17 protein-coding genes are annotated in these 21,288 nt (G+C 61.9%); 11 read left to right on the forward strand and 6 right to left on the reverse strand.

Annotated elements, in window-relative coordinates; all coding sequences use genetic code 11:
* Window positions 1-61: 61 nt before the first annotated feature.
* Both mazG and IB277_RS05525 read right to left on the reverse strand, forming a co-directional pair.
* The gene (gene mazG / locus IB277_RS05520) at window positions 62-895 is read right to left on the reverse strand and encodes a nucleoside triphosphate pyrophosphohydrolase (protein WP_090295698.1); all 834 of its coding nucleotides are present in this window, start codon (window positions 893-895) and stop codon (window positions 62-64) included.
* Between the two features lie 5 nt (window positions 896-900).
* Window positions 901-1,488, reverse strand: coding sequence for a nucleoside deaminase (locus tag IB277_RS05525; RefSeq protein WP_090295696.1), 588 nt, complete (start codon window positions 1,486-1,488; stop codon window positions 901-903).
* Window positions 1,489-1,718: 230 nt separating this feature from the next.
* On the opposite strand from IB277_RS05525, the gene cysG reads away from it, so the two are divergent.
* The 6 genes from cysG to IB277_RS05555 all read left to right on the forward strand — a co-directional run bounded on the left by cysG (window position 1,719) and on the right by IB277_RS05555 (window position 8,446).
* Window positions 1,719-3,179 (forward strand): siroheme synthase CysG, encoded by a 1,461-nt coding sequence (gene cysG / locus IB277_RS05530; RefSeq protein ID WP_090295693.1) that lies wholly within the window; start codon window positions 1,719-1,721, stop codon window positions 3,177-3,179.
* A gap of 10 nt (window positions 3,180-3,189) precedes the next feature.
* On the forward strand, window positions 3,190-3,504 hold the full coding sequence (locus IB277_RS05535; RefSeq protein WP_034795732.1) for a DUF2849 domain-containing protein: 315 nt from the start codon (window positions 3,190-3,192) through the stop codon (window positions 3,502-3,504).
* Window positions 3,505-3,518: 14 nt separating this feature from the next.
* The gene (locus IB277_RS05540) at window positions 3,519-5,189 is read left to right on the forward strand and encodes a nitrite/sulfite reductase (RefSeq protein WP_034795728.1); all 1,671 of its coding nucleotides are present in this window, start codon (window positions 3,519-3,521) and stop codon (window positions 5,187-5,189) included.
* 17 nt (window positions 5,190-5,206) lie between these two features.
* The gene (locus IB277_RS05545) at window positions 5,207-5,707 is read left to right on the forward strand and encodes a DUF934 domain-containing protein (RefSeq protein WP_034795725.1); all 501 of its coding nucleotides are present in this window, start codon (window positions 5,207-5,209) and stop codon (window positions 5,705-5,707) included.
* 147 nt (window positions 5,708-5,854) lie between these two features.
* Window positions 5,855-6,667: a ferredoxin--NADP reductase gene (locus IB277_RS05550; protein WP_034795721.1), complete on the forward strand. Its 813-nt coding sequence runs from the start codon at window positions 5,855-5,857 to the stop codon at window positions 6,665-6,667.
* Window positions 6,668-6,925: 258 nt separating this feature from the next.
* Window positions 6,926-8,446, forward strand: a complete 1,521-nt coding sequence (locus tag IB277_RS05555) for an acetyl-CoA hydrolase/transferase family protein (RefSeq protein WP_090295691.1) — start codon at window positions 6,926-6,928, stop codon at window positions 8,444-8,446.
* A gap of 69 nt (window positions 8,447-8,515) precedes the next feature.
* Here the strand turns inward: IB277_RS05555 and IB277_RS05560 are convergent, their stop codons facing one another.
* A complete protein-coding gene (locus IB277_RS05560) occupies window positions 8,516-9,133 on the reverse strand; it encodes a GntR family transcriptional regulator (RefSeq protein ID WP_192370797.1) in 618 nt (205 codons plus the stop codon).
* 370 nt (window positions 9,134-9,503) lie between these two features.
* Between IB277_RS05560 and IB277_RS05565 the strand changes: the two genes are divergently transcribed.
* The 5 genes from IB277_RS05565 to IB277_RS05585 are packed head-to-tail and all read left to right on the forward strand — an operon-like array spanning window position 9,504 to window position 18,018.
* Entirely contained in the window at window positions 9,504-10,763 is a 1,260-nt protein-coding gene (locus IB277_RS05565) for a ferric reductase-like transmembrane domain-containing protein (RefSeq protein ID WP_090295686.1), read from the forward strand.
* Between the two features lie 47 nt (window positions 10,764-10,810).
* Window positions 10,811-14,038, forward strand: a complete 3,228-nt coding sequence (locus IB277_RS05570) for a c-type cytochrome (RefSeq protein ID WP_110818973.1) — start codon at window positions 10,811-10,813, stop codon at window positions 14,036-14,038.
* 10 nt (window positions 14,039-14,048) lie between these two features.
* The gene (locus IB277_RS05575; RefSeq protein ID WP_110818972.1) at window positions 14,049-14,948 is read left to right on the forward strand and encodes an OmpA family protein; all 900 of its coding nucleotides are present in this window, start codon (window positions 14,049-14,051) and stop codon (window positions 14,946-14,948) included.
* Window positions 14,949-14,950: 2 nt separating this feature from the next.
* Window positions 14,951-16,498, forward strand: a complete 1,548-nt coding sequence (locus IB277_RS05580; RefSeq protein WP_181432595.1) for a caspase family protein — start codon at window positions 14,951-14,953, stop codon at window positions 16,496-16,498.
* A gap of 2 nt (window positions 16,499-16,500) precedes the next feature.
* Window positions 16,501-18,018 (forward strand): caspase family protein, encoded by a 1,518-nt coding sequence (locus IB277_RS05585; RefSeq protein ID WP_162731874.1) that lies wholly within the window; start codon window positions 16,501-16,503, stop codon window positions 18,016-18,018.
* A gap of 74 nt (window positions 18,019-18,092) precedes the next feature.
* Here IB277_RS05585 and IB277_RS05590 read toward each other — a convergent pair whose 3' ends face one another.
* The 3 genes from IB277_RS05590 to IB277_RS05600 are packed head-to-tail and all read right to left on the reverse strand — an operon-like array spanning window position 18,093 to window position 21,242.
* On the reverse strand, window positions 18,093-18,869 hold the full coding sequence (locus tag IB277_RS05590) for an amino acid ABC transporter ATP-binding protein (protein ID WP_064816988.1): 777 nt from the start codon (window positions 18,867-18,869) through the stop codon (window positions 18,093-18,095).
* A gap of 17 nt (window positions 18,870-18,886) precedes the next feature.
* Window positions 18,887-20,044 carry an amino acid ABC transporter permease gene (locus IB277_RS05595; RefSeq protein ID WP_034796753.1) on the reverse strand — a complete coding sequence of 386 codons (1,158 nt, stop codon included), beginning with the start codon at window positions 20,042-20,044 and terminating at the stop codon, window positions 18,887-18,889.
* A gap of 4 nt (window positions 20,045-20,048) precedes the next feature.
* Window positions 20,049-21,242, reverse strand: a complete 1,194-nt coding sequence (locus IB277_RS05600) for an amino acid ABC transporter permease (protein WP_060585310.1) — start codon at window positions 21,240-21,242, stop codon at window positions 20,049-20,051.
* Window positions 21,243-21,288 lie beyond the last annotated feature (46 nt).

Genomic DNA, 21,288 nt, shown 5'->3' on the forward strand with positions numbered 1-21,288 from the left:
AGCCGCTGTCGGCCTCAGCTTTGGGAAAGGGGACGCATGGCGGGCACGCGGCCCGCTCGTTCTAGCCCAGCTGTCGCTCGATCGCCTTGGCTGCCTGCCAGAGCTCTTCCATCCGCTCCAGCGTTGCCTCATCCAGCGTCTCGCCGGCCGCGCCGAGTTCCCGCTCGATATGGGCGAAGCGGCGGCGGAATTTGGTGTTGGTGCCGCGAAGCGCCATCTCCGGATCGGTGCCGACATGGCGCCCGATGTTCACCACGGCAAAGATCAGGTCGCCCAGTTCGTCGCTGACTTTGGCGCGGTCCTTTTCTCGCAGAGCCTGGCGCAACTCGCCGATTTCCTCCTCGATCTTGTCGAGGATCGGTTCCGGCTCCGACCAGTCGAAGCCGACTTTTGCGGCGCGCTCCTGCAGCTTCAGGGCTTCTACGAGCGCCGGAAATGAGCGCTGCACCGAGCCCAAATGGTTTGCGGCTGCATCAGGCGCGAGGCCGCGCTTGGCGCGCTTTTCTTGCCGCTCGGCCTTTTCGGCCTGCTTGATCTCATCCCATTGCAGCTTCACCGCCTCGGGCGTATCGGCGTCGGATCGGGCAAAGACATGCGGGTGCCGGCGGATCATCTTGCGGGTCACCGCCTCAACGACGTCGCCGAAAGCAAAGTCGCCGGCCTCTTCGGCCATACGGGCGTGGAAGACCACCTGCAGCAGCAGGTCGCCGAGCTCGTCGCAGAGGTCGTGCATGTCGCCGCGCTCAATGGCGTCGGCAACCTCATAGGCCTCTTCGATCGTATAGGGCTTGATGGTCTCGAAGGTCTGGACGATGTCCCAGGGGCAGCCGGTCTCGGGCTGGCGGAGCGCCGCCATGATGTCGAGCAGGCGCGTTACGTCGCGTGAAGGTTCCATGGATCTCAGTTCAGCGGAATGGCGTTGTCGTCCTTGCCCGACTGGTAGCTGTCGGAAAGGCTCTGGTAGCGGGCGCGGATGCGGGCATCCTGGGCGGAAAGCCGATCGCGGGTTTCGGCATCGGCGTCTTTCGAGAGTGCAGCAATCGAGGCCGAGTGCCAGAAGGCGTTGTCTTGCGCGTAGCCACCCGGTTCCAGCCGGAAGACCTCTTTCAGGATCTTCAGGTCGTGCGGGATCGCAAAGGCGTCGCGCGAATCCTCGTGGCTGAAGAAGTAATAGAAATTGTCGAAGCCGGCCCAGGTGATGGCCGAAAGGCACATGGAGCAGGGCTCGTGCGTCGAGAGAAAGATGAGGTCGCGGGTATCAGGCTTGTCCACCATCTCGTAGAAACGCTTCAGCGTGTGCACTTCGCCGTGCCAGAGCGGATTTTCCGTCTCGTTGTTGGTTTCGGCAAGCACCAGCGACAGATCGGACTTGCGCAGGATCGCGGCGCCGAAGACCTTGTTGCCGGCGGCAACACCCTTTTCGGTAAGCGGCAGGATATTCTGCTCGATGACGGTCAAAAGCCGTTCGGCGAGTTCGGGTTTTGTCATGTCTTGGGCCTCCGGCAGGTCGTTGACGGCATTTAACGGAGGTTACCCATGCGGCGCAATGGCCGCGCCAAGGTCGGCGATTGAACAGGCTCGGAGATATTTGCTCAAAATGGTGCACCGCCGAGCAAAACAATACGTGCCTGGAAAGGCATTGAAATTTCTGTTCCTTCAATTGTCGTGCGCCATAAGGGATATTCGCCGCAGCCTGTAGAAGGAATGACCGCAAGACCATGTCGCAGCAGCTCGCCGTTTTCCCCGCATTCTTTCGCGTCGCGCAAAAGCGCGTGGCGGTTTTCGGCAATGGCGACGAAGCCTTTGCCAAGGTGCGGCTGCTGCTGAACACCGAAGCGTCGATCGTCGTCTTCGCCGACGCGCCGGAAGCGGAGTTCGCACAATACCTTCGTGACCGTGGGATCGAACATGTCGCGGCCGCCTTCGCACCCGAGCAGCTCGACGGCGCTATTCTCGTTTTTGCCGCCACCGGCAATGCCGTCGAGGATCAGCGCATCGTCCGTGCAGCGCGTGAACGCAAGATCCCGGCAAATGCCGTCGACCAGCCCGACTTCTGCGACTTCTTCACGCCGGCGCTCGTGAACCGTGCCCCCGTTGCAGTCGCCATCGGGACCGAAGGGGCAGGACCCGTTCTGGCGCAGATGATCCGTGCGCAGATAGATCAGCTGCTGTCCCCCTCGCTCGGCGTCGTTGCTTCGCTTGCCGCGAGCTATCGCGAGGCCGTCGATCGCCTGGTGCCGCGCGGCGTTGCCCGCCGCATGTTCTGGCGCCGGTTTTTCCAGGGGCCGGTGGCAGACAAGGTCGCCGGCGGCGATCTGGCTGCTGCCCGCCGTGAGGCTTCGCGTCTGCTCGATGCGCCCGAGAAGGCGAGGGGCCATGTCTGGCTCGTCGGTGCCGGTCCAGGCGCTGAAGACCTGCTGACGCTCCGCGCCCAGCGCGTGATGATGGAAGCCGATGCGATCGTTTATGATGCGCTGGTGCCGCAGACGATCGTTGATATGGGTCGTCGTGACGCCGAGCGCCTGTCGGTCGGCAAGCGCAAGGGCTGCCACACCAAGTCCCAAGACGAGATCAACCAGCTGCTGGTGACGCTGGCTGCCGAAGGCAAGCGCGTCGTCCGTCTGAAGTCCGGAGATCCTTTGGTTTATGGCCGCGCCGGCGAAGAGATGGCGGCGATGCGCGAAGCCGGTATCAGCTACGAGATCGTCCCGGGTATCACTTCGGCCTTCGCCGCGGCGGCCGATTTTGAACTGCCGCTGACGCTTCGCGGTGTTGCCTCCTCGCTGGTCTTTACGACCGGCCACGATCTGACCGGCGAAGTCCTGCCCGATTGGGCGCGGCTTGCCGTCTCGGGTGCAACGATCGCCGTCTACATGGGGCGGACAGTTGCGGCGTCGGTCGCCGGTCGTCTGATGCAGGCAGGCTTTCCGCCGGAAACGACGGTTGCCGTCATCGAGAATGCCAGCCGCGCCGATCGTCGTCTGCTGCACGGCACGCTGAAGGACCTTCCGGATCTTGAAAACCGCAGCGAGCTTGCAGGTCCGGTGATGGTCATCATCGGCGAAGCCGTCGCCGGCGCCAATTTCGAGCGGTCCGAACCGCTCGTCGCAGGCAAGGCGCGTGGCGAGAAGAAAAACATTGAAGCCGCTTTCGGGCGCGACGAACAGATTTTGAACTGAGGAAGAGGTCATGGTGAGTAAGGTTTTGACGGCAAATCGACTTTCGGACGGCATTTCCGTCTGGCTGGATGCCGCGGGCAACTGGGTCGAGCAGCTTCAGGATGCCTTCATCGCTCGCCATGCCGAGGCCGTGACGGCGCTCGAAGCCACCGGTAAGCAGGCGTTCGATGACAACAAGGTCGTCGATGCCAACGTCGTCGACGTCGAAGAGATCAACGGCACACTTCGCCCGCTGCGCATGCGCGAGCGCATCCGCGCTGAAGGCCCCTCGATCCCCTACGCTGCCGGCTACAATGGCCTTTCCGGCCCGAAACACGCTGCCTGAGGAACCGATACCCGATGTACCGTTACGATGAATTCGACCACGCCTTCGTTTCCTCCCGCGTCGAACAGTTCCGCGATCAGGTCGAGCGGCGACTGAGTGGCGAGCTTGCCGAAGACGCCTTCAAGCCGCTGCGCCTGATGAACGGCGTCTACCTGCAGCTTCACGCCTATATGCTGCGCGTCGCCATTCCCTATGGCACGCTGTCGAGCCGCCAGATGCGCATGCTCGCCCATATCGCGCGCAAATATGACCGCGGCTACGGCCACTTCACCACGCGCCAGAACATCCAGTACAACTGGCCGCGTCTGTCCGACACGCCGGATATCTTGCAAGAGCTCGCAAGCGTCGAGATGCATGCGCTCCAGACCTCGGGCAACTGCATTCGCAATGTGACCGCCGATCACTTTGCCGGCGCGGCCGCCGATGAGGTCGCAGACCCAAGGCCTTACGCCGAGATCTTGAGACAGTGGTCGAGCGTACATCCGGAATTCTCGTTCCTGCCGCGCAAGTTCAAGATCGCCGTCACTGGCGCTGAGCGCGACCGCGCCGCAATCCAGGTCCATGATATCGGTCTGCACCTGAAGAAGGACGAAAACGGCCGCATCGGCTTTGCAGTCTATGTCGGCGGTGGTCAGGGCCGCACGCCGATGATCGCCAAGAAGATCCGCGACTTCCTGCCGGAGGAGGACCTGCTGTCCTACACGACGGCGATCATGCGCGTGTACAACCTGCACGGCCGCCGCGACAACAAGTACAAGGCCCGCATCAAGATCCTCGTACACGAGACCGGCGCCGAAGAATTGTCGCGTCAGGTCGAAGTCGAGTTCGCGGCCCTCAAGGACACCGAGCTGAAGCTGCCGGAGACCGACATCCAGGCGATCTCCACCTATTTTGCGCCACCGGCCCTCGAAAACCGTGCTGAAGGCTGGGAGAGCCTCGCGCGCTGGAAGAAGACCGATCCCGAGTTTGCCCGTTGGGTGCAGCAGAATGTGCAGCCGCACAAGCACCCGGACTACGGCATGGTGACGATCTCGCTGAAGCCGATCGGCGGCATTCCGGGCGACGCCAGCGACGCGCAGATGGATGCCGTTGCCGATATTGCCGAGGAATACGCCTTCGACGAAATCCGAGTCAGCCACGAACAGAACCTGATCCTGCCGCATGTGGCGCTGGCCGATCTCGAGCCGGTCTACCGCGCGCTGGTCGCCTCAGGTCTTGCCACTGCCAATGCCGGCCTGATCACGGATATCATCGCCTGTCCTGGGCTGGACTACTGCGCACTTGCCAATGCGCGCTCCATCCCCGTGGCGCAGGAAATTTCGACCCGCTTCGGTTCGCCCGAGCGTCAGGCCGAGATCGGTGAGTTGAAGATCAAGATCTCCGGCTGCATCAATGCCTGCGGTCATCACCATGTCGGCCATATCGGGCTGCTTGGCGTTGAAAAGAAGGGTGCGGAACTCTATCAGATTACGCTTGGTGGCTCCGGCGACGAGAACACCTCGATCGGCGAGATCATCGGCCGCGGCTTCGAACCCGAGAAGGTGACCGACGCCGTCGAGACCATCGTCGACACCTACTTGGGACTGCGCCGCGACGGTCAAGAGACCTTCCTCGAGGCCTATCGCCGCGTCGGCCCCCAACCCTTCAAGGATGCGCTCTACGGCAGCGCGCAGGAAGCTGCCTGAGGCGCTGAGGAACGGAAATGACGAAAATCTGGAAGGAAACCGGTTTCGTGGGCGATGATCCCTGGGTCATCGAGACGGAGGAAACCAAGGCAGGCTCGAACGAGAAGGCGATCGTCGGTCTCGACGCGTTCCTGGCCAAGGTTGCAGACAGCGACGAAACCGGTCTTGGCGTGGTCATCGCGCCGGCAGACGACGTGACGAAGCTCGCACCACACCTTGATCGCCTTGCGCTGGTAGCCGTCGCGTTCCCGGCGTTCAATGACGGCCGCGCCTTCAGCCATGCGTCGCTGCTGCGCGCGCGGCTTGGTTTTACCGGCGAGGTGAGGGCGGTCGGCGACGTGCTGATCGACCAGATCCCGCTGATGCTGCGCTGTGGCGTCGAAAGCTTCGCTGTCAGCAATGCGACAGCGCTGAAGCGTTTGTCCGAAGGACGCCTGCCGGGCATTGCTGTGCACTACCAGCCGACCGCCAAGCCCTCGACCGATGCTAAATCCTATAGCTGGCGCCGGGTGTCATAGGGTAGGGTTGGCCGCGACAGTGTGAAGCACGCCGAAATCCCCAAAAGCGACTATATTTGGAAGAGATTTCCTTTCAACAAGGCGCAGCTTGGAATATCGGCTTATTGTTGATAGACAGGGTCATCATTTACAGGACTTGTAGCTAAGATGAATGCTCCGGCAAAAACGGAAGATTTCGCGATCCAGGCACCGGCAGGCGTCTACGTCGAGACGGTGACCAGCGTTGAACACTATACGGATCGGCTCTTCCGCTTCCGCATGACCCGCCCTGCCGAATTCCGCTTCCGCTCGGGCGAATTCGCGATGATCGGCCTGATGGTCGGCGACAAGCCGGTCTATCGCGCCTATTCGATCGCTAGCCCCGCCTGGGACGAAGAACTCGAGTTCTTCTCGATTAAGGTGCCGGATGGCCCGCTGACCTCGCACCTGCAGGGGATCAAGCCGGGCGACAAGGTGCTGATGCGCAAGAAGCCGACCGGTACGCTGGTGCTCGACGCGCTCGTTCCCGGGCGCCGTCTCTACATGTTCTCGACCGGCACCGGCATTGCGCCCTTCGCAAGCCTGATCCGCGATCCCGAGACCTATGAAAAGTTCGAGGAAGTGATCCTCACCCATACCTGCCGCGATGTTGCCGAACTGAAATACGGCTTCGATCTGGTCGAGGAAATCCGGAACCATGAGTTCCTGAACGAGATTGTCGGCGACAAGCTGCGCCACTACGCGACGGTGACCCGCGAAGACTTCCCGTTCAAGGGCCGCATTACCGACCTGATGGTAAACGGCAAGTTCTTCTCCGATCTCGGCCTGCCGCCGCTCGATCCAGCTGTCGATCGCGGCATGATCTGCGGCTCGACCGCGATGCTGAAGGACACCAAGGAAATCCTCGAGGCCGCTGGTCTCACCGAAGGTGCGAACAACAAGCCGGCCGAATTCGTGATCGAACGCGCCTTCGTCGGCTGACCCATTTTTGTGCAGTTTATCGTTAGAGGGGCGCGCCAAGGGTGCGCCCCTCGTCGTTTAAGGCGAAATGCCATCGAGCTATGCGTCGGCGGTAGTTCCGCCCTGCCCATTCTGCGTACCGCCCTGCGGTCCGAGCGGCTATCGTGCTCCTGCAAATCTTCATAGCGTGCGCACGCAGACATGCGAAAATAAGCGCACGACGAACCAAGCCCGCGCCGTCCTGTTATGAGCCTCGTGGGCCATTTCTGGGAGTGCCCGATGAGTCATGTTCCGCCAACCGACCTGGAAGCCAGGATCCGCTGCAAATCGCTCCGTGATCGCATCGCTACGCCGGAAGAGGCGGCCGCGCTGATCAAGGACGGCATGACCATTGGCATGAGCGGCTTCACCAAGGCCGGTGACGCGAAGGCCGTGCCGCTTGCCATGGCCGAACGGGCCGCACGGGAGAAGTTTCGCATCACGCTGATGACGGGCGCCTCGCTCGGTCATGACATCGACAAGACGCTGACAGAGGCGGGTGTTCTTGCCCGGCGCCTGCCGTTCCAGTCGGACCCGGTTCTGCGAGCGGCGATCAACCGCGGCGAGGTGATGTTCATCGATCAGCATCTCTCGGAAACCGTCGAGCAGTTGCGGTCCGGCCAGATCAGCCCCATCGACTATGCGGTGGTCGAGGCGGTGGCGATCACCGAAGACGGCGGCATCGTTCCGTCGACATCGGTCGGCAATTCGGCAAGCTTCGCGATCCTGGCGAAGAAGGTGATCGTCGAGCTCAATCTCAGCCACAGTCCCGAACTCGAAGGCCTGCACGATATCTTCATTCCGGCGAAGCGACCGAGCCGCACGCCGATCCCGGTCGTTGCTTGCGATAGCCGTGCGGGCTCGCCCTACATTCCTGTCGATCCGGAAAAGATCGTCGCAATCGTCGTCACCGAGAAAGAGGACAGCGCCGCACGGATCTCTCCGCCGGATGCGGAGACGACGGCGATCGCCGGCCATCTGATCGCCTTCTTGCAGGAGGAGGTGCGCAAGGGCCGCCTCGACATGACGCTCAACCCGCTGCAGGCGGGCATCGGCGTCATCGCCAATTCGGTGCTGGGCGGCCTGGTCGACAGTCCGTTCCATGATCTGCGTATGTATAGCGAGGTGCTGCAAGACAGCACGTTCGAGCTTTTCGAGGCCGGCAAGCTGAGCTTCGCCTCGGCCTCGTCGATGACGCTTTCCAGCGCCTGGGCTGATCGCGTGTTCCGCAACATCCGCGCCTACAAGGACAAGCTGGTGCTGCGGCCGCAGGAGGTGAGCAATCATCCGGAGATCATTCGGCGCCTCGGTGTCATCGGCATCAACACGGCGCTCGAATTCGATATCTACGGCAACGTCAACTCGACCCATGTTGGCGGTACCGACATGATGAACGGTATCGGCGGCTCCGGCGATTTCGCCCGCAACGCCTTCCTGTCGATCTTCGTCGCCAAGTCGGTTGCCAAGGGCGGGGCGATATCGTCTGTCGTGCCGATGGTGTCCCATGTCGACCACACGGAGCACGACGTCGATATTCTGGTGACCGAGCATGGTCTTGCAGATCTGCGCGGCCTGGCGCCGCGGGAGCGCGCACCCGTCATCATCGAAAACTGCTGCCACCCGGCCTATCGGGAGCTTTTGTCGGATTACTTCAATCGTGCGGTCGCCACCCGTGGCGGACAGACCCCGCATATTCTGGAAGAGGCTTTCGACTGGCATGTGCGCCGGCTGAAGACCGGCAGCATGATGCCGACGGCCTGAAGTGTGTTGAAGAAACAACCGTGAAAGCAATCGCTTGCCGTTGTTTCTTCTCGTGCAGGCAAGGTTTCTTCAGGCGTCTGATAGATAGCTCATCAGGTCCGCCATCGCGGCCGACGCGCCTTCAGCGTCAGCCCGCTCGATCGCATCGATCACCGTTACATGGCGGCGGACCGATCCGGCCATCTTTTCATGCGAGGACGAAGCAAACCAGATGCGGCGCGCATGTGTCTGCAGCGGGGCAAGTGCTGCGGTCAGGAACCGGTTGGGGCAGGCTTCTTCCATCAGTTCGTCGAACATCTTGTCGGCGACGAGAAAGCCCTCCATTTCGCCCGCATCAAGACAGGTGGCCATCTCCGCACCGCAAGCTTTCATCGCGCTTCGCTCCTCGGCGCTTGCGTGCGTTGCGACGAGGGCGGCGGCAAGCGGCTCCAGTTTCTGGCGCGTCTGCATGACATGCACCTGGTCGTCCGGCCGGATCGTGGTGATTCGCAAGCCGACACGGGGACGGATATCCATGAGACCCTGCCAGGCCAGCTTCTGGATCGCCTCGCGAACCGGTGTTCGCCCAAGCCCGGCAAGTTCGATCAACTGCCTCTCGGTGACCAGGGCGCCGGGCTCGAGCTTCAATGTGACGATCAGGCGTTCGAGCGCGAGATAGGCGAGGTGAGCCTGGGATTGCGGTGACATGCCGTTCCTTTGGTTCTGATATATCAGTAGCTTGCACGATTTCCTGCAACCAGGCAAGCGCGCCGGTTGCCTGGATTTGTGCAGGTCAAAGGGGGTGGTTTGCCTATGTGGTCAATAAAATAAGCGAATGCTTAAAAAATACGAATTTCAAAGGCATGAATAAACCAACCTCATAGGACGTTTCCAATAGGAATCGTGTTGACGAACCGGGAGGTGCTTGCCACTCTCCCAATAAAGGCCCCGCGTGAAAGAGGCGCGTGGGCCGTTGCGGCAAGAACCTGGTTGCATGTTTCCTTGGTCGCTAGGGGGCGAAGGCAACAGGCACAAGGCAAGGCAACAACCGTCAGCCATCGGCGTTGAGGGGCGCAAGATGCAAGTGGGCGCGTTTCTGGTCTGGTCCTTGATGGCATTTGCGGCGCTGCTGGCCGTAGCCGCAGTCAGTCACACCAATGCATTGACGACATTTTCGCTGATGGCGTCGTCGGCGGCCTTTGTCGGCATGGCGGTCGCACAGTTCATGGCCGCGCGCCCGCCGTTCGTCGAGGCTCTCTTCGGGGGGCTCGACCGTGTCTATCATTTTCATCGCAGGATAGGCATCTCGGTGCTGTGCCTCATCCTCGTGCACTATTTCCTGAAACCAGACTTCAAGGGCCTGGCGCTGACGAGCGGTCTGAACCAGCTTGCTGCTTCCGCCGGCAAATATGCCTTCTACGGTTTCGTCGTGCTGCTCGTTCTCAGTATCGTCAAGATCATACCGCGGACGAAGATCGAGATCCCCTACCATCTGTGGCGCTACACGCACCGCTTCATCGGCCTGCTGTTCGTGATGGTCGCCTTCCACCAGATGTTCATCAAGCGCCCCTATGACGGTACCGCGCTTCTGGCGGTCTACCTCAACGCCTTCGCAGCACTTGGCATCCTGAGCTACGCCTATACCCAGCTGCTGCCCTGGGTCAGAACCCGCGGCTACGAAGTCTTCGATGTCGCCCGGGAGGACGGGGCGACGGTGATTGCGGCGCGGCCGCTGCGCCGTGCCTTGCGCGCCAAGCCCGGGCAATTCGGTTTTCTGCGGGTGCTGAAGCCTGGGCTGCGCGAGCCGCATCCGTTTACGATCGCTGGTATCGAGCCCGACGGGGTCGTGCGCTTCGCGATCAAGCCGCTTGGCGACTACACCCAGGCCCTGCGCGACGGAATCGCTGTCGGCGACCGGTTGAAGCTCGAGGGTGGCTATGGCCGCTTCAACCACCGCCGTGGCGGCAAGAAGCAGATCTGGCTCGCCGGCGGCATCGGCGTTACACCGTTCCTGGCGATGGCGCGGCATCTCAATGGCGACGAGGGGCAGGACATCCACATGGTCTATTGCGTGCGCGACCGGCGCGAGGCGATCGGGCTGGAGACCTTCGAGGGGCAGGCCGGAAAGCTCGGCAACTTCACTTTTGTCCTGCACGATTCCTCCGTGGACGGGCGCCTGGATGCGGCCAAACTCGCGAACGGCAGCGCGATCGATCCGGCGGAAGCCGATCTCTGGTTTTGCGGCCCGCCACCTCTCAGGGAGGCGATCGTCAAGGGCCTGAAAGATCTCGGCAAGCGGCCGAAGCGGGTTGAATTCGAGCGATTTCAGTTTCGATAGTGCAGCGGATTTCAGTAGCGATTCTATTGTTTTAGGGAGTGGGTTTCATGCGCGGTCTGCAGAGAAAGCGAGAAGGCGCCTCGTCATTGTCCAGTCTTGGCCACGGATATTGGGCCGTTTCATTTGCGGCGCTGGTCGCAGTCTCGCTCTGTCCCGCTGGTGCCTCGGCGCGCGATGCCTTCTCTGAGGATGCCTTCTCCACCTACAAGGCCAATGTCGACAACGGCAAATACATGTTCTACGCCGCAGGCTGCGGCGCCTGCCACGGCTCCGGCGACAACACCGAACTGCTCTCCGGCGGCATGGAGATGAAGACGGCGATCGGCACCTTCTATGCGCCGAACATTTCGCCGCACGCCAATGGCATCGGCGGCTGGACCAATGCGCAGTTTCTGAATGCGGTTCTGGTCGGTCTCGATCGCGAGGGCAACAACCTCTATCCGGTTATGCCCTACACCTCCTATGGCGGCATGAAGCCGGAGGATGCGCTCGACATCAAAGCCTATATCGAGACGTTACCCCAGGCGGATGCGGTGTCGAAAGAGGATGAGATTGCTTTTCCGTTCAGTCGCCAGACGACGATCACGCTCTGGAAGCGCAGCCACTTCACGGTGCCGGCCTATCAGCCGCGCGAGGAGACGCAAGCCGAGCGCGGCCGCTATCTGGTCGAGAATGTCGGCGGCTGTGGCGATTGCCACACACCGCGCACCACGACCTATGGGCTCGACCTGGAGCGCGCCTATGAGGGCGAAAAGGATTTGAGCGGCGCGGTCGCGCCCGACATCAGCAAGACGAAGATGGCCGGTCTTGCCTCGCCCGACGTTTTCACCAGGGGCCTGATTGAGGAAGGCAAGAAGCTCTCGGGCGCGCCGATCAGCGATCCGGTGATGCGGCGTATAGCCAAGGGACTGAGCGTTCTTTCTGACGACGATCGCCGCGCGATCTATGCCTTCCTTGCCGATCGTGAAGTGAAGGCCCCCGCGCCGGTGGCGCAGTCGGTCACGGCCGTCTGCAAGGAGAATACGGCGACTGAAGCGCTGGGCGGCGGCAATGCGGCGCTGGCGCAGCAGGCAGATGCCTTCATCGGCAGATACTGCCGCAACTGTCACGGGCCGGGCGAGAGTTCGCAGGGGAGCTACCCGGCGGGCGAACTCGCCTCGATTGCCGCCGACGCAAACTTCGTGACCCCCGGAGATGCCTCGAAGTCACGGCTCTACGCGACTGTCGTCAGCGGCCGCATGCCGCTTGGCAAGCGCCCCTCTGCCGAAGAGATCAAGGTGCTGGAGGACTGGATCAACGCACTGAACGAAAAGAGCCTGCCGCAGACGGTGGCCGCAAAACCGGCGCGCGCCCGCCCGATGTTGGGTTATGGCCAGTTCGTCGATGCGGCGCTGAAGGACATCGAGACGGTCAGTGCCCTCGACCGCCCCTACATGCGCTACTTTTCCTATCGCGACCAGTACAACGGCATGATGGGCTGCGAGGACGACCAGACCTTCATGAAGCGCATGGACCTGCTTGCCGGCGGCTTCAAGAAGCTGCTGAATTCGCTGTCCTACGGGCCAAAGCTGGTACTTCCGACAGAGGTCGACGGCACCAATGGCTTGCTGGTGCGCGTCGATCTGCGCGAACTGCAATGGGACGCGGCGGACTATGACTTCCTGATCAAGCGCTATTTCTATGGGATTGATCCCGAGAGCGACGCGTCGCTTTCGGCCCTTTCGAATGAAACGGCGACGCAACTGCCGATCATGCGGGTCGACTGGTTCATGAGCAACGGCGCGCGGCCGGAGATCTACAACCGGCTGATGAAGTTGCCGACCGAGATCGCCGAACTCGAAAAGCGCTTCAAGATCGACGTGGCCGGCAACATTCGCAGGCGCGATGTGTTGCGGGCCGGATTCGCCGACGGCTCGTCCGGGGTTTCCGACCACAACCGCATGCTCGAACGGCACGATATGCCGTTCGGCGGCTACTACTGGAAGTCCTATGATTTCGGCGGCGACGTCGGCAAGCAGGTGCTGAAGCGCTTCCCGCACGGGCCTCGGGAATTGGCACCGCTCGACGCGGGCCTCGTGCCCTTCGAGCACGACGGCGGCGAAATGATCTTCTCGTTGCCGAACGGGCTGCAGGGCTACTACCTCTCGACGTCAGCAGGAAAGCAGCTTGATGTCGGGCCGACCACCATCGTGTCCTTCCGCAAGCGCCCGATCGGCAAGGGCGTCGAGATCATCAACGCGCGATCCTGTGTCGATTGCCACGCCGATGGCATCCTTTCGAAACGCGATCAGCTGCGCGAGCAGATCGAGACGTCGACGCTGTTCAGCAAGGACCAACAGGACGTGCTGCTTGCCATGTATGTGAAGCAGGAGGAACTGGACGAAACCTATCGCAAGGACCGCGAGCGCTTCGTCAACGCGTTGAAGGTGCTCGGCATCACCGAGCCGACGCCTGATGGGGGCCTCCAGAGCAAGCATGCGCCGGGCGAGGCGGAGCTCATCACCTACTTTGCCGACAAGTACGAAGACGAGCTCGACTTCGATGCCCTGGCGGCCGAGTTTGACATGACGCCCAAGCAATTCTCAGAAGCGATCAAGCGGGTGACGAACACCGATGTCCTGCGCCTCGGGCTCGACTGGGTGACGACGCTGGAAGCGGGCGGAACCATTCCGCGCAACGAGGTCGAGCAGCAATATGCATTGCTGATGGCGCCGCTAACCCAGCGCCGTCCGCTCGACACGACGGCGATCGTCATTGCCGGTTCCGAGCCGATGGTGGACGACAGGCCGCAGTCGATCGCAGCCGCCGTGCCGGACTATCGCAAGGAGGATGCGGGGACTGGCCACAAGCTCGAGCTGGCCCTGAACGTGAAGTCGACGACGGCGAAGGTTGGCGACGAGCTTTCCTTCGAACTCAGCGCCAACCAGGCCTGCGAGCTGCAAATCCTCTATGTCGAGGAGAACGGCAACGTCGAGGTCATCCCGGACGTGATGATCGGCGACACCACGCTTAAGCCGGGCGAGCGGCGCCTGATCCCGCAGCCGGGCACGGGCACGCTCACCTTCGACACACCTGCGCCCGCCGAAACGATGCTGGCCTTCTGCCGTGCCGGCGGGCTCGGTGACCAGAAGCTGACGGTGGAGAAGGCACGCCAATATGTCGCGACGTCGCGGTTGCCGCCGACACGGGGACTCGCGATCAACCTGGCCAAGCGGGCGCAGGGTGACGCGGGTGCCAGCAGTGTTCAGATGGTGACGTTCGAGATCAAGGATTGATGGTCGAGTCATGGTTCAGCTACGAGCATTTCTCCTCGCTTCGGCGGTTCTGGCGGTCTTCACCGCGCCGGTCATGGCCTGCGACGGTCTTCGCCTGGCCTCCGAGGCGCTGAACCGCGCCGACGAGGCCGGCACTAAGGTGGCGGCCGATCCCGTAAACATGAAGGGTTGCTCGGCGACCGAGATCGCGCTCACCCGGCGCATCGCGGCGCTCGCAACCTTCAACCGGGTTGCAGCGGCAGTGGGGCAAGGCGCGAAGCTTGAAACCTTCGAAGCGGAACTGACGGCCGCAAGCCGCGACGCCGGCGGCCCCTGGCAGATCCTCGATGCGCTCGGCGACATCAAGCGCGAGCGCAAGGATTACGACGCCGCGGCGACCTCCTATCAGCAAGCGCTGGAAGATGCGGCAAACGAGGAACTGACGCCCGATTGGATGGCGCCGGACAAGGCCTATATCGAACGGCTGGACCGCCTGGCTTCGGAAATGCGGCTCGCTGCAACCAAGCCGGTCAAGCTCGCTGCGCGCGGCGCCTGCAAGTTCTCCTATCGTGGTGTCTCGATCCGGAAGAAGGCGACGCCGGTGCGCTACGTCTTCGGAACGGCCGAGTTTACGCCCGAAGGTCTCGAGTCGGCCAGGGATCTGTTCGAGTGCCTGAAGTCCGCAAAGCCGGCCGCGATTACGCTGATCGGTCACACCGATCCGGTCGGTACGCCCGAGGCGAACAAGGCATTGTCGATCGCTCGCGCCGAGGCACTGGCGCATTACCTCGTCGATGCCGGCTATCCCGGCATGTGGACCGTGATCGGCAAGGGCGAGGAGGAGCCGTTCAAGCCGGATGATCCGACCGCTTATAGCGAGGAGATGTTGCACCAGCTCGACCGGCGCGTGGATGTGGATGTGGGGAAATGACAGTGCTGTGCAGAACCCTGCTTGCGATGAGCTTGCTCGCATTGCCGGCGGCCCCGGCGATGGCCTCGACCTCGGCGCTGGTCGTCGGGGTGGACAAGTATCCGCACGAAGTAAGCCTCGATGGTGCCGTCCGCGATGCGCAAGACGTCACGCAGGCGCTGAAGGCGGCGGATGTCGCCCCGATCCGCCAACTCATCAACGAACAGGCGACCAAGGATGCAATCCGTGCGGCCTGGGGCGAGCTTGTGGCGGCCGCTGAGCGCGGCGATACGATCGTCTTCACCTATGCCGGGCACGGTGCGCAGATGCCGGAGCTGGTCGCCGGCAGTGAGGAGGACGGGCTCGACGAATTCCTGGAGTTGCCGGGCTTCGACCGGGCGCGTGCTGAGAAGACGGCGAGCGAAATCATCGTCGACAACGAGCTCAGCGCCTGGTTCGCGGAGGCGGAAGCCAAGGGCATTCATGTCCTGTTCGTCTCCGACAGCTGTTATTCAGGCGGCATGAACCGCTCGATCTCCGGCAAGACGCGGCTGGCGCCGATGGTGCGCGCCAAGCTGCCGCCGCCATCCAAGGAGGCGCTGTCCGGCGCCAAGGTGAGGGACGTGGAGCTGTCGCAGGTGACGATCCTCGCCGCATCGCTCGAAAGCCAGCCGACGCCGGAAGTCGTGATCGGCGGCGAGCCCCGCGGCGCCCTGAGCTGGAGTTTTGCCCGTGCATTGGAAGGCGCCGCCGATCGCGATGGCGACGGGCGGATTTCGCGGGTCGAACTCGAAGACTACGTGTTTTCCAACGTCAAGCTGCAGTCGGAAGCCCTGCAGGTGCCGAACTTCACGCCGCAACTGGCGCGCTCCGACAAGGAAATCGTGCTGTCCCTGCCGCGCAGCGCCAAGGTCGGCGTGGCGCCAACAGTGAGCGGCACGAAGCATGCACTGAAGTCGCCGCGCGAAACCGGATGGACGGGCAAGTTGCCATTGAGCGTCGTCGGTGACATGCCTGATCTTGCCAATATCGGTGGCGATGGCGTGCCCTACCGGTGGGAGGCGGCATCCGGTGTCTTCTATACGCCGAACGGGGACGTCGCCGCGGAACATGTCGCGCCCGAAAGGCTCCAGGGCGCGGTCGACAAATTCATCCTGGTGGATTTTCTGAAAGCGCTTGCGGCGCAGAGCCCGGGAGCCGTTTCGCTGAAGCCCGTCAAGGACATTTATTTTGCCGGCGACCGCCTGAACGTCGAGGCGCCGCAGGGCGGCTATGCCAACATGCTGGTCTTTAACCTCGCCAATACCGGCGAAGCGCAACTGCTCGACGTGCAGATTGCCGGCAGCGAAAGCCATGCCTTCAAGCTGCGTGACCTGGAGGTGGTCAAGCCCTTCGGTGCGGACCATCTGGTCGTCATCGCGACCAATGCGCCTGTCGACGCGATCGCGGCCGCCTTTGCCAATTCGAACCTCGACGCGGCGGCCCTGCTACGCTTGCTCGAAACGCGCCTGGAGGGGAGTGAGAGTACGATCGCAGTTCAACCGCTTTACACGAGAGGCCAGGGCCAATGAGCATGGGCGCCAGATCGGGGCTGTCGTTCCTTCACGCCCTTGCGTGTTTCATGCTGCTGGCTGCGCCTGCGGTCGCCGGAGATCGGGCTTTGCTGATCGGGGTCGGCAACTATCAGAACCTGCCGACGGAGTTTTCCCTGCCCGGACCGGCGAACGATCTGGTGGCGATGCAAAGGCTCCTCACGGAACGGCTCGGCTTCGACAGTGCCTCGATCCGCGTGCTGAAGGACGGGCAGGCGACCAGAGCTGAAATCCTGTCATCCATGAACGGCTGGCTTGTCGATGCGACGAAGCCCGGCGATCGCGTCTATCTCTATTTTTCAGGCCACGGCCTGCAGGTGAAGGATGCGGATGGCGACGAAGCGGATGGGCTGGATGAAGCGATTGCGCCTGCCGACATTGCCGCCGGTGAAACGGACTGGCAAGGCGCTGTCCTCGACGACGAGATCGATGCGGTGCTGGAGCGCCTGAAGGGGCGCGCTGTGACGGTCGTGATCGACGCCTGTCACTCCGGCACGATCTCCCGATCGCTGTCCGAGGACATCACAAAGCCTATCGACGGCGCCCGCTTTCTCCCGCGTCCCGATGCCAAGCCGGTCGAGCAAGCGCTGACCCGCGGCCTTAGGATCGATCTTGCCCTCGTCGACAAGCCGAAGCTCGTGGATGCCGGGGTGACCGCCTGGAGTGCGGCGGCGCCCTATCAGGTCGCCTGGGACGATGTCCGGCTACCGACAGCGGATCGGCACGGAGTTTTCACCGCAGCCTTCGTCGCCGGCCAGACCGGCGACGCTGCCGATGGCAATGGCAACGGATTGACGAGCAACGCCGAGCTTCTTGGATATGTAAAGGCGCAATCTGCCTCCTACTGCGCCTTGCAGGAGCAATGCGGCAATCTCGACCCGCAATTGGAAGGCAAACCCGAGGCGCTCGGCGACAGCGCGATGGTGCCGGAAAAGCGCGATGCGGATGGCAGCGGGCAGGGTGCGTATACCATTACTCCGAACGTAGCGGTGCCGAGCTATCAGGCGGTCAACCACATCGATGCCGTCGGTGATATCATCGGCAAGAGCGAAGCCGGCGATGTCATGCTCTCTATCGACAAGCCGACCACCATGAAGGCCGGCGAAGTCTTCAAACTGACGGTCAACAGCCACACGGCCGGCAATCTCTTGCTTTTCGACGTCAACAGCCAGGGCAAGGCAACACAGATTTTCCCGAACGAGTTCGCGCAAAAGATCACGACATTGGCGCCGGACGTGCCGCTGACCTTGCCGGATGAATATTACGGCTTCGATTTCGAGGCATCGGGCGAGGGCGACGGCATTTTCGTGGCGCTTGTCGTCAGCGATGCTGTCGACTTGAGCGATCTTGCGCCGATATCGCGGGGCCTCAAGGTGGAGGTCGATGCGCGCGAGACCTTGAGCGAGATCATCGCGCGGCTGCAGAAGAACTGGACCGAAGATCTCGACACGCGCGGAATCCATTGGTCAGTCGGCACCCTGCGCTATCGCGTCGAGTAGGATCGATAACGGACAGAACGAAAAAAAACCCGCCTCGATGAGGCGGGCTTCTTTTTGTGTCGTCTCGTCCGGTCCTAGTGCAGGATCTGGCTGAGGAAGAGCTTGGTGCGTTCGTGCTGCGGATTGTCGAAGAACTCGGCCGGCGAGTTCTGCTCGACGATCTGGCCCTGGTCCATGAAGATCACGCGGTTGGCGACCTGGCGGGCGAAGCCCATTTCGTGGGTCACGCACAGCATGGTCATGCCTTCTTCGGCGAGCGACACCATGGTGTCGAGCACTTCCTTGACCATTTCCGGGTCGAGCGCCGAGGTCGGCTCATCGAACAGCAGGATCTTCGGCTTCATGCACAGCGAGCGGGCGATCGCTACGCGCTGCTGCTGACCGCCCGAAAGCTGGCCCGGATACTTGTTCGCCTGCTCGGGGATCTTGACGCGCTTCAGGAAGTGCATGGCGATTTCTTCTGCCTGCTTCTTCGGCATCTTGCGCACCCAGATCGGTGCAAGCGTGCAGTTTTCGAGGATCGTCAGGTGCGGGAAGAGGTTGAAGTGCTGAAACACCATGCCGACTTCGCGGCGCACTTCGTCGATCTTCTTCAGATCGTTGGTGAGCTCGATGCCGTCGACGACGATCTTGCCCTTCTGGTGCTCTTCGAGGCGATTGATGCAGCGGATCATCGTCGACTTGCCGGAGCCCGACGGGCCGGCAATGACGATGCGCTCGCCCTTCATAACCTTCAGGTTGATGTCACGAAGGACGTGGAAGTCCCCGTACCACTTGTTCATTCCAGTGATTTCGACTGCGACATCCGTTGCGGATACGGTCATTTTGGAAGCAGTGGCTGCGTTTGCCATGCGATCCTCCCCTCATTTTATCGTTTATGGGCCGTGTCGAGCACGCGTTCCATGAAACCTGAATAGCGCGACATACCAAAGCAGAAAAGCCAGAATATGAAGCCAGCGAAAATTAGCCCTGAGATCGGCGTTACCGAAGAGGCCCAGTTGGCGTCGGTAAAGTTGAAGCGGACGATGCCGAGCAGATCGAACATGCCGATGATCGACACCAGTGACGTGTCCTTGAAGAGGCCGATGAAGGTGTTGACGATGCCCGGAATCACGAGCTTCAGCGCCTGTGGCAGCACGATGAGGTTCATCTTCTGCCAGAAGCTGAGGCCGAGGGAATCCGCGCCCTCATACTGCCCCTTCGGGATAGCCTGGAGGCCGCCGCGCACCACTTCGGCCATGTAGGCCGAGGCAAAGAACGACACGCCGATCAGTGCACGCAGGAACTTGTCGAAGGTGACGCCCTGCGGCAGGAACAGTGGCAGCATGACGCTCGCCATGAAGAGCACGGTAATCAGAGGGATGCCGCGCACCAGTTCGATGAAGGCGGTGCAGAGCATCTTGATCACAGGCATATGCGATCGCCGCCCCAGTGCCAGAAGAATGCCGAGTGGCAACGACACGGCAATGCCGACGAACGAAAGGATGAGCGTCACCATCAGACCGCCCCAGAGCGGCGTCTCGACGTAGGTCAGTCCGAACCAGCCGCCGGGAAGTAGGATCAAGGAAATGATCGGCAGCACGGCGAAGAGCAGGATGGCGTTGATGCCCTTGAAGGGAGCCTTCGGGATCAACATCGGAATGAGGAAAAGCACGAAGAGGATGCCGACCAGCGTCGGTCTCCAACGCTCATCGAGCGGGTAGCGGCCGTAGGCGAATTGGTCGAGTTTTGCGTTGACGAAGGCCCAGCACGCACCGCTCCAGCCATCCGGCTGCGAGCCTCCTTGAGCAACCGTGGCGCAAACGCCACGGCCGCCACCGGTCCAGGCGGCGTCGATGAAGAGCCACTGGATGGCCGGAGGCACGAGCCACGCAAGCGCAAGCAGGCTGACGATGGTGAGCACCGCATCCTTTGGCGTCGCGAACAGGTTTTCGCGCAGCCAATGGACGATGCCACCTTCGGCGACCGGCGGGGCGGACCCTTCGATCATTGAGGTACGGACAAAAGTTGCCTGGTGTGTGTTCATGATCTTATCTCTCCACCAGGGCCATGCGGGCATTGAACCAGTTCATGAACAGCGACGTCGCAAGGCTCAGCGACAGGTAGACGACGATCCAGATCGTGACGATCTCGATCGATTGTCCTGTCTGGTTGAGGATGGTGCCACCCACTGCGACAAGATCCGCGTAACCGATCGCAACGGCGAGCGACGAGTTCTTGGTAAGGTTCAAATACTGGCTGGTGAGCGGCGGAATGATGATCCGGAGCGCTTGCGGAACCACCACCAGTCGTGTCGTCAGGCCGGGGCGTACGCCGAGCGCGTGCGCGGCTTCCGTCTGCCCCTTGGATACGCCGCGGATGCCGGCACGCACGATCTCGGCTATGAAGGCGGCCGTGTAGAACGAGAGCGCCAGGAACAGCGACAGGAATTCTGGTCCGATGACCGAGCCGCCGGTGAGGTTGAATTTGCCGGCGACGGGGACGTCGAAGGTGATCGGCGATCCCGTGGCAAGGAAGACCAACAACGGCAGACCGATGATCAGGCCGAGAGACGCCCAAAGAACCGGGAAACGCTGTCCGGTGGCCTCCTGCTTCTTGCGCGCATAGCGTGCCAGGAGGAAGCTGGCGACGATCGCGAGGACAAAGGCTAGAACCGTGTACAGCGAGCCGTCGCCAAAGATCGGCTTGGGAAAGGCAAGGCCGCGGTTGTTGAGGAACATGTTGAGCGGCAGTGCTGCCGATTCACGCGGCTGCGGCAGGATCGCCAGGACGCCGCTGTACCAGAAGAAGATGACCAGCAGCGGCGGGATGTTGCGGAAGATCTCGACATAGGCGAGCGACAGCTTGGCGATCAGCCAGTTGTGCGACAGGCGGCCGATCCCGACTGCAAAGCCGATGATGGTGGCGGTGAAAATACCGCAGACGGCGACCAGCAATGTGTTGAGCAGGCCGACGACAAGTGCGCGCTGATAGGTGGAATCGCTGGTATAGGCGATCAGCGACTGCCCGACGTCAAAACCGGCGCGTCCATTGAGGAAGCCGTAACCGGAAGCGATGTTCGCCCGTTTGAGATTCTCGATCGTGTTGTCGGCCACCCAATAGACGAAGGCCCCGAGTAGGACGACGGTAATAACCTGATAAAAGATGCCGCGGACCTGCGGGTCGTTGATGATCGACCCCGACGGTTTCGATTTCTCAGGCGTAGTTGTGACGCCAATCGCCATGCAATGCCTCTTTCCCCTTTTCACCCTTTTGGGTGTTTTTATCGTT

The organism is Ensifer sp. ENS07 (assembly GCF_014852185.1).
Taxonomy (GTDB): domain Bacteria; phylum Pseudomonadota; class Alphaproteobacteria; order Rhizobiales; family Rhizobiaceae; genus Ensifer; species Ensifer adhaerens.

Excerpts from the sequence above, each read along its gene's own strand:
- IB277_RS05550 (WP_034795721.1), top strand. The coding sequence starts at position 5,855 with ATGAATGCTCCGGCAAAAACGGAAGATTTCGCGATCCAGGCACCGGCA.
- IB277_RS05540 (WP_034795728.1), top strand. The coding sequence starts at position 3,519 with ATGTACCGTTACGATGAATTCGACCACGCCTTCGTTTCCTCCCGCGTC.
- IB277_RS05600 (WP_060585310.1), bottom strand. The coding sequence starts at position 21,242 with ATGGCGATTGGCGTCACAACTACGCCTGAGAAATCGAAACCGTCGGGG.
- IB277_RS05545 (WP_034795725.1), top strand. The coding sequence starts at position 5,207 with ATGACGAAAATCTGGAAGGAAACCGGTTTCGTGGGCGATGATCCCTGG.
- IB277_RS05525 (WP_090295696.1), bottom strand. The coding sequence starts at position 1,488 with ATGACAAAACCCGAACTCGCCGAACGGCTTTTGACCGTCATCGAGCAG.
- IB277_RS05555 (WP_090295691.1), top strand. The coding sequence starts at position 6,926 with ATGAGTCATGTTCCGCCAACCGACCTGGAAGCCAGGATCCGCTGCAAA.
- IB277_RS05535 (WP_034795732.1), top strand. The coding sequence starts at position 3,190 with ATGGTGAGTAAGGTTTTGACGGCAAATCGACTTTCGGACGGCATTTCC.
- IB277_RS05565 (WP_090295686.1), top strand. The coding sequence starts at position 9,504 with ATGCAAGTGGGCGCGTTTCTGGTCTGGTCCTTGATGGCATTTGCGGCG.
- IB277_RS05575 (WP_110818972.1), top strand. The coding sequence starts at position 14,049 with ATGGTTCAGCTACGAGCATTTCTCCTCGCTTCGGCGGTTCTGGCGGTC.
- IB277_RS05560 (WP_192370797.1), bottom strand. The coding sequence starts at position 9,133 with ATGTCACCGCAATCCCAGGCTCACCTCGCCTATCTCGCGCTCGAACGC.
- cysG (WP_090295693.1), top strand. The coding sequence starts at position 1,719 with ATGTCGCAGCAGCTCGCCGTTTTCCCCGCATTCTTTCGCGTCGCGCAA.
- IB277_RS05595 (WP_034796753.1), bottom strand. The coding sequence starts at position 20,044 with ATGAACACACACCAGGCAACTTTTGTCCGTACCTCAATGATCGAAGGG.
- IB277_RS05570 (WP_110818973.1), top strand. The coding sequence starts at position 10,811 with ATGCGCGGTCTGCAGAGAAAGCGAGAAGGCGCCTCGTCATTGTCCAGT.
- IB277_RS05585 (WP_162731874.1), top strand. The coding sequence starts at position 16,501 with ATGGGCGCCAGATCGGGGCTGTCGTTCCTTCACGCCCTTGCGTGTTTC.
- IB277_RS05590 (WP_064816988.1), bottom strand. The coding sequence starts at position 18,869 with ATGGCAAACGCAGCCACTGCTTCCAAAATGACCGTATCCGCAACGGAT.
- mazG (WP_090295698.1), bottom strand. The coding sequence starts at position 895 with ATGGAACCTTCACGCGACGTAACGCGCCTGCTCGACATCATGGCGGCG.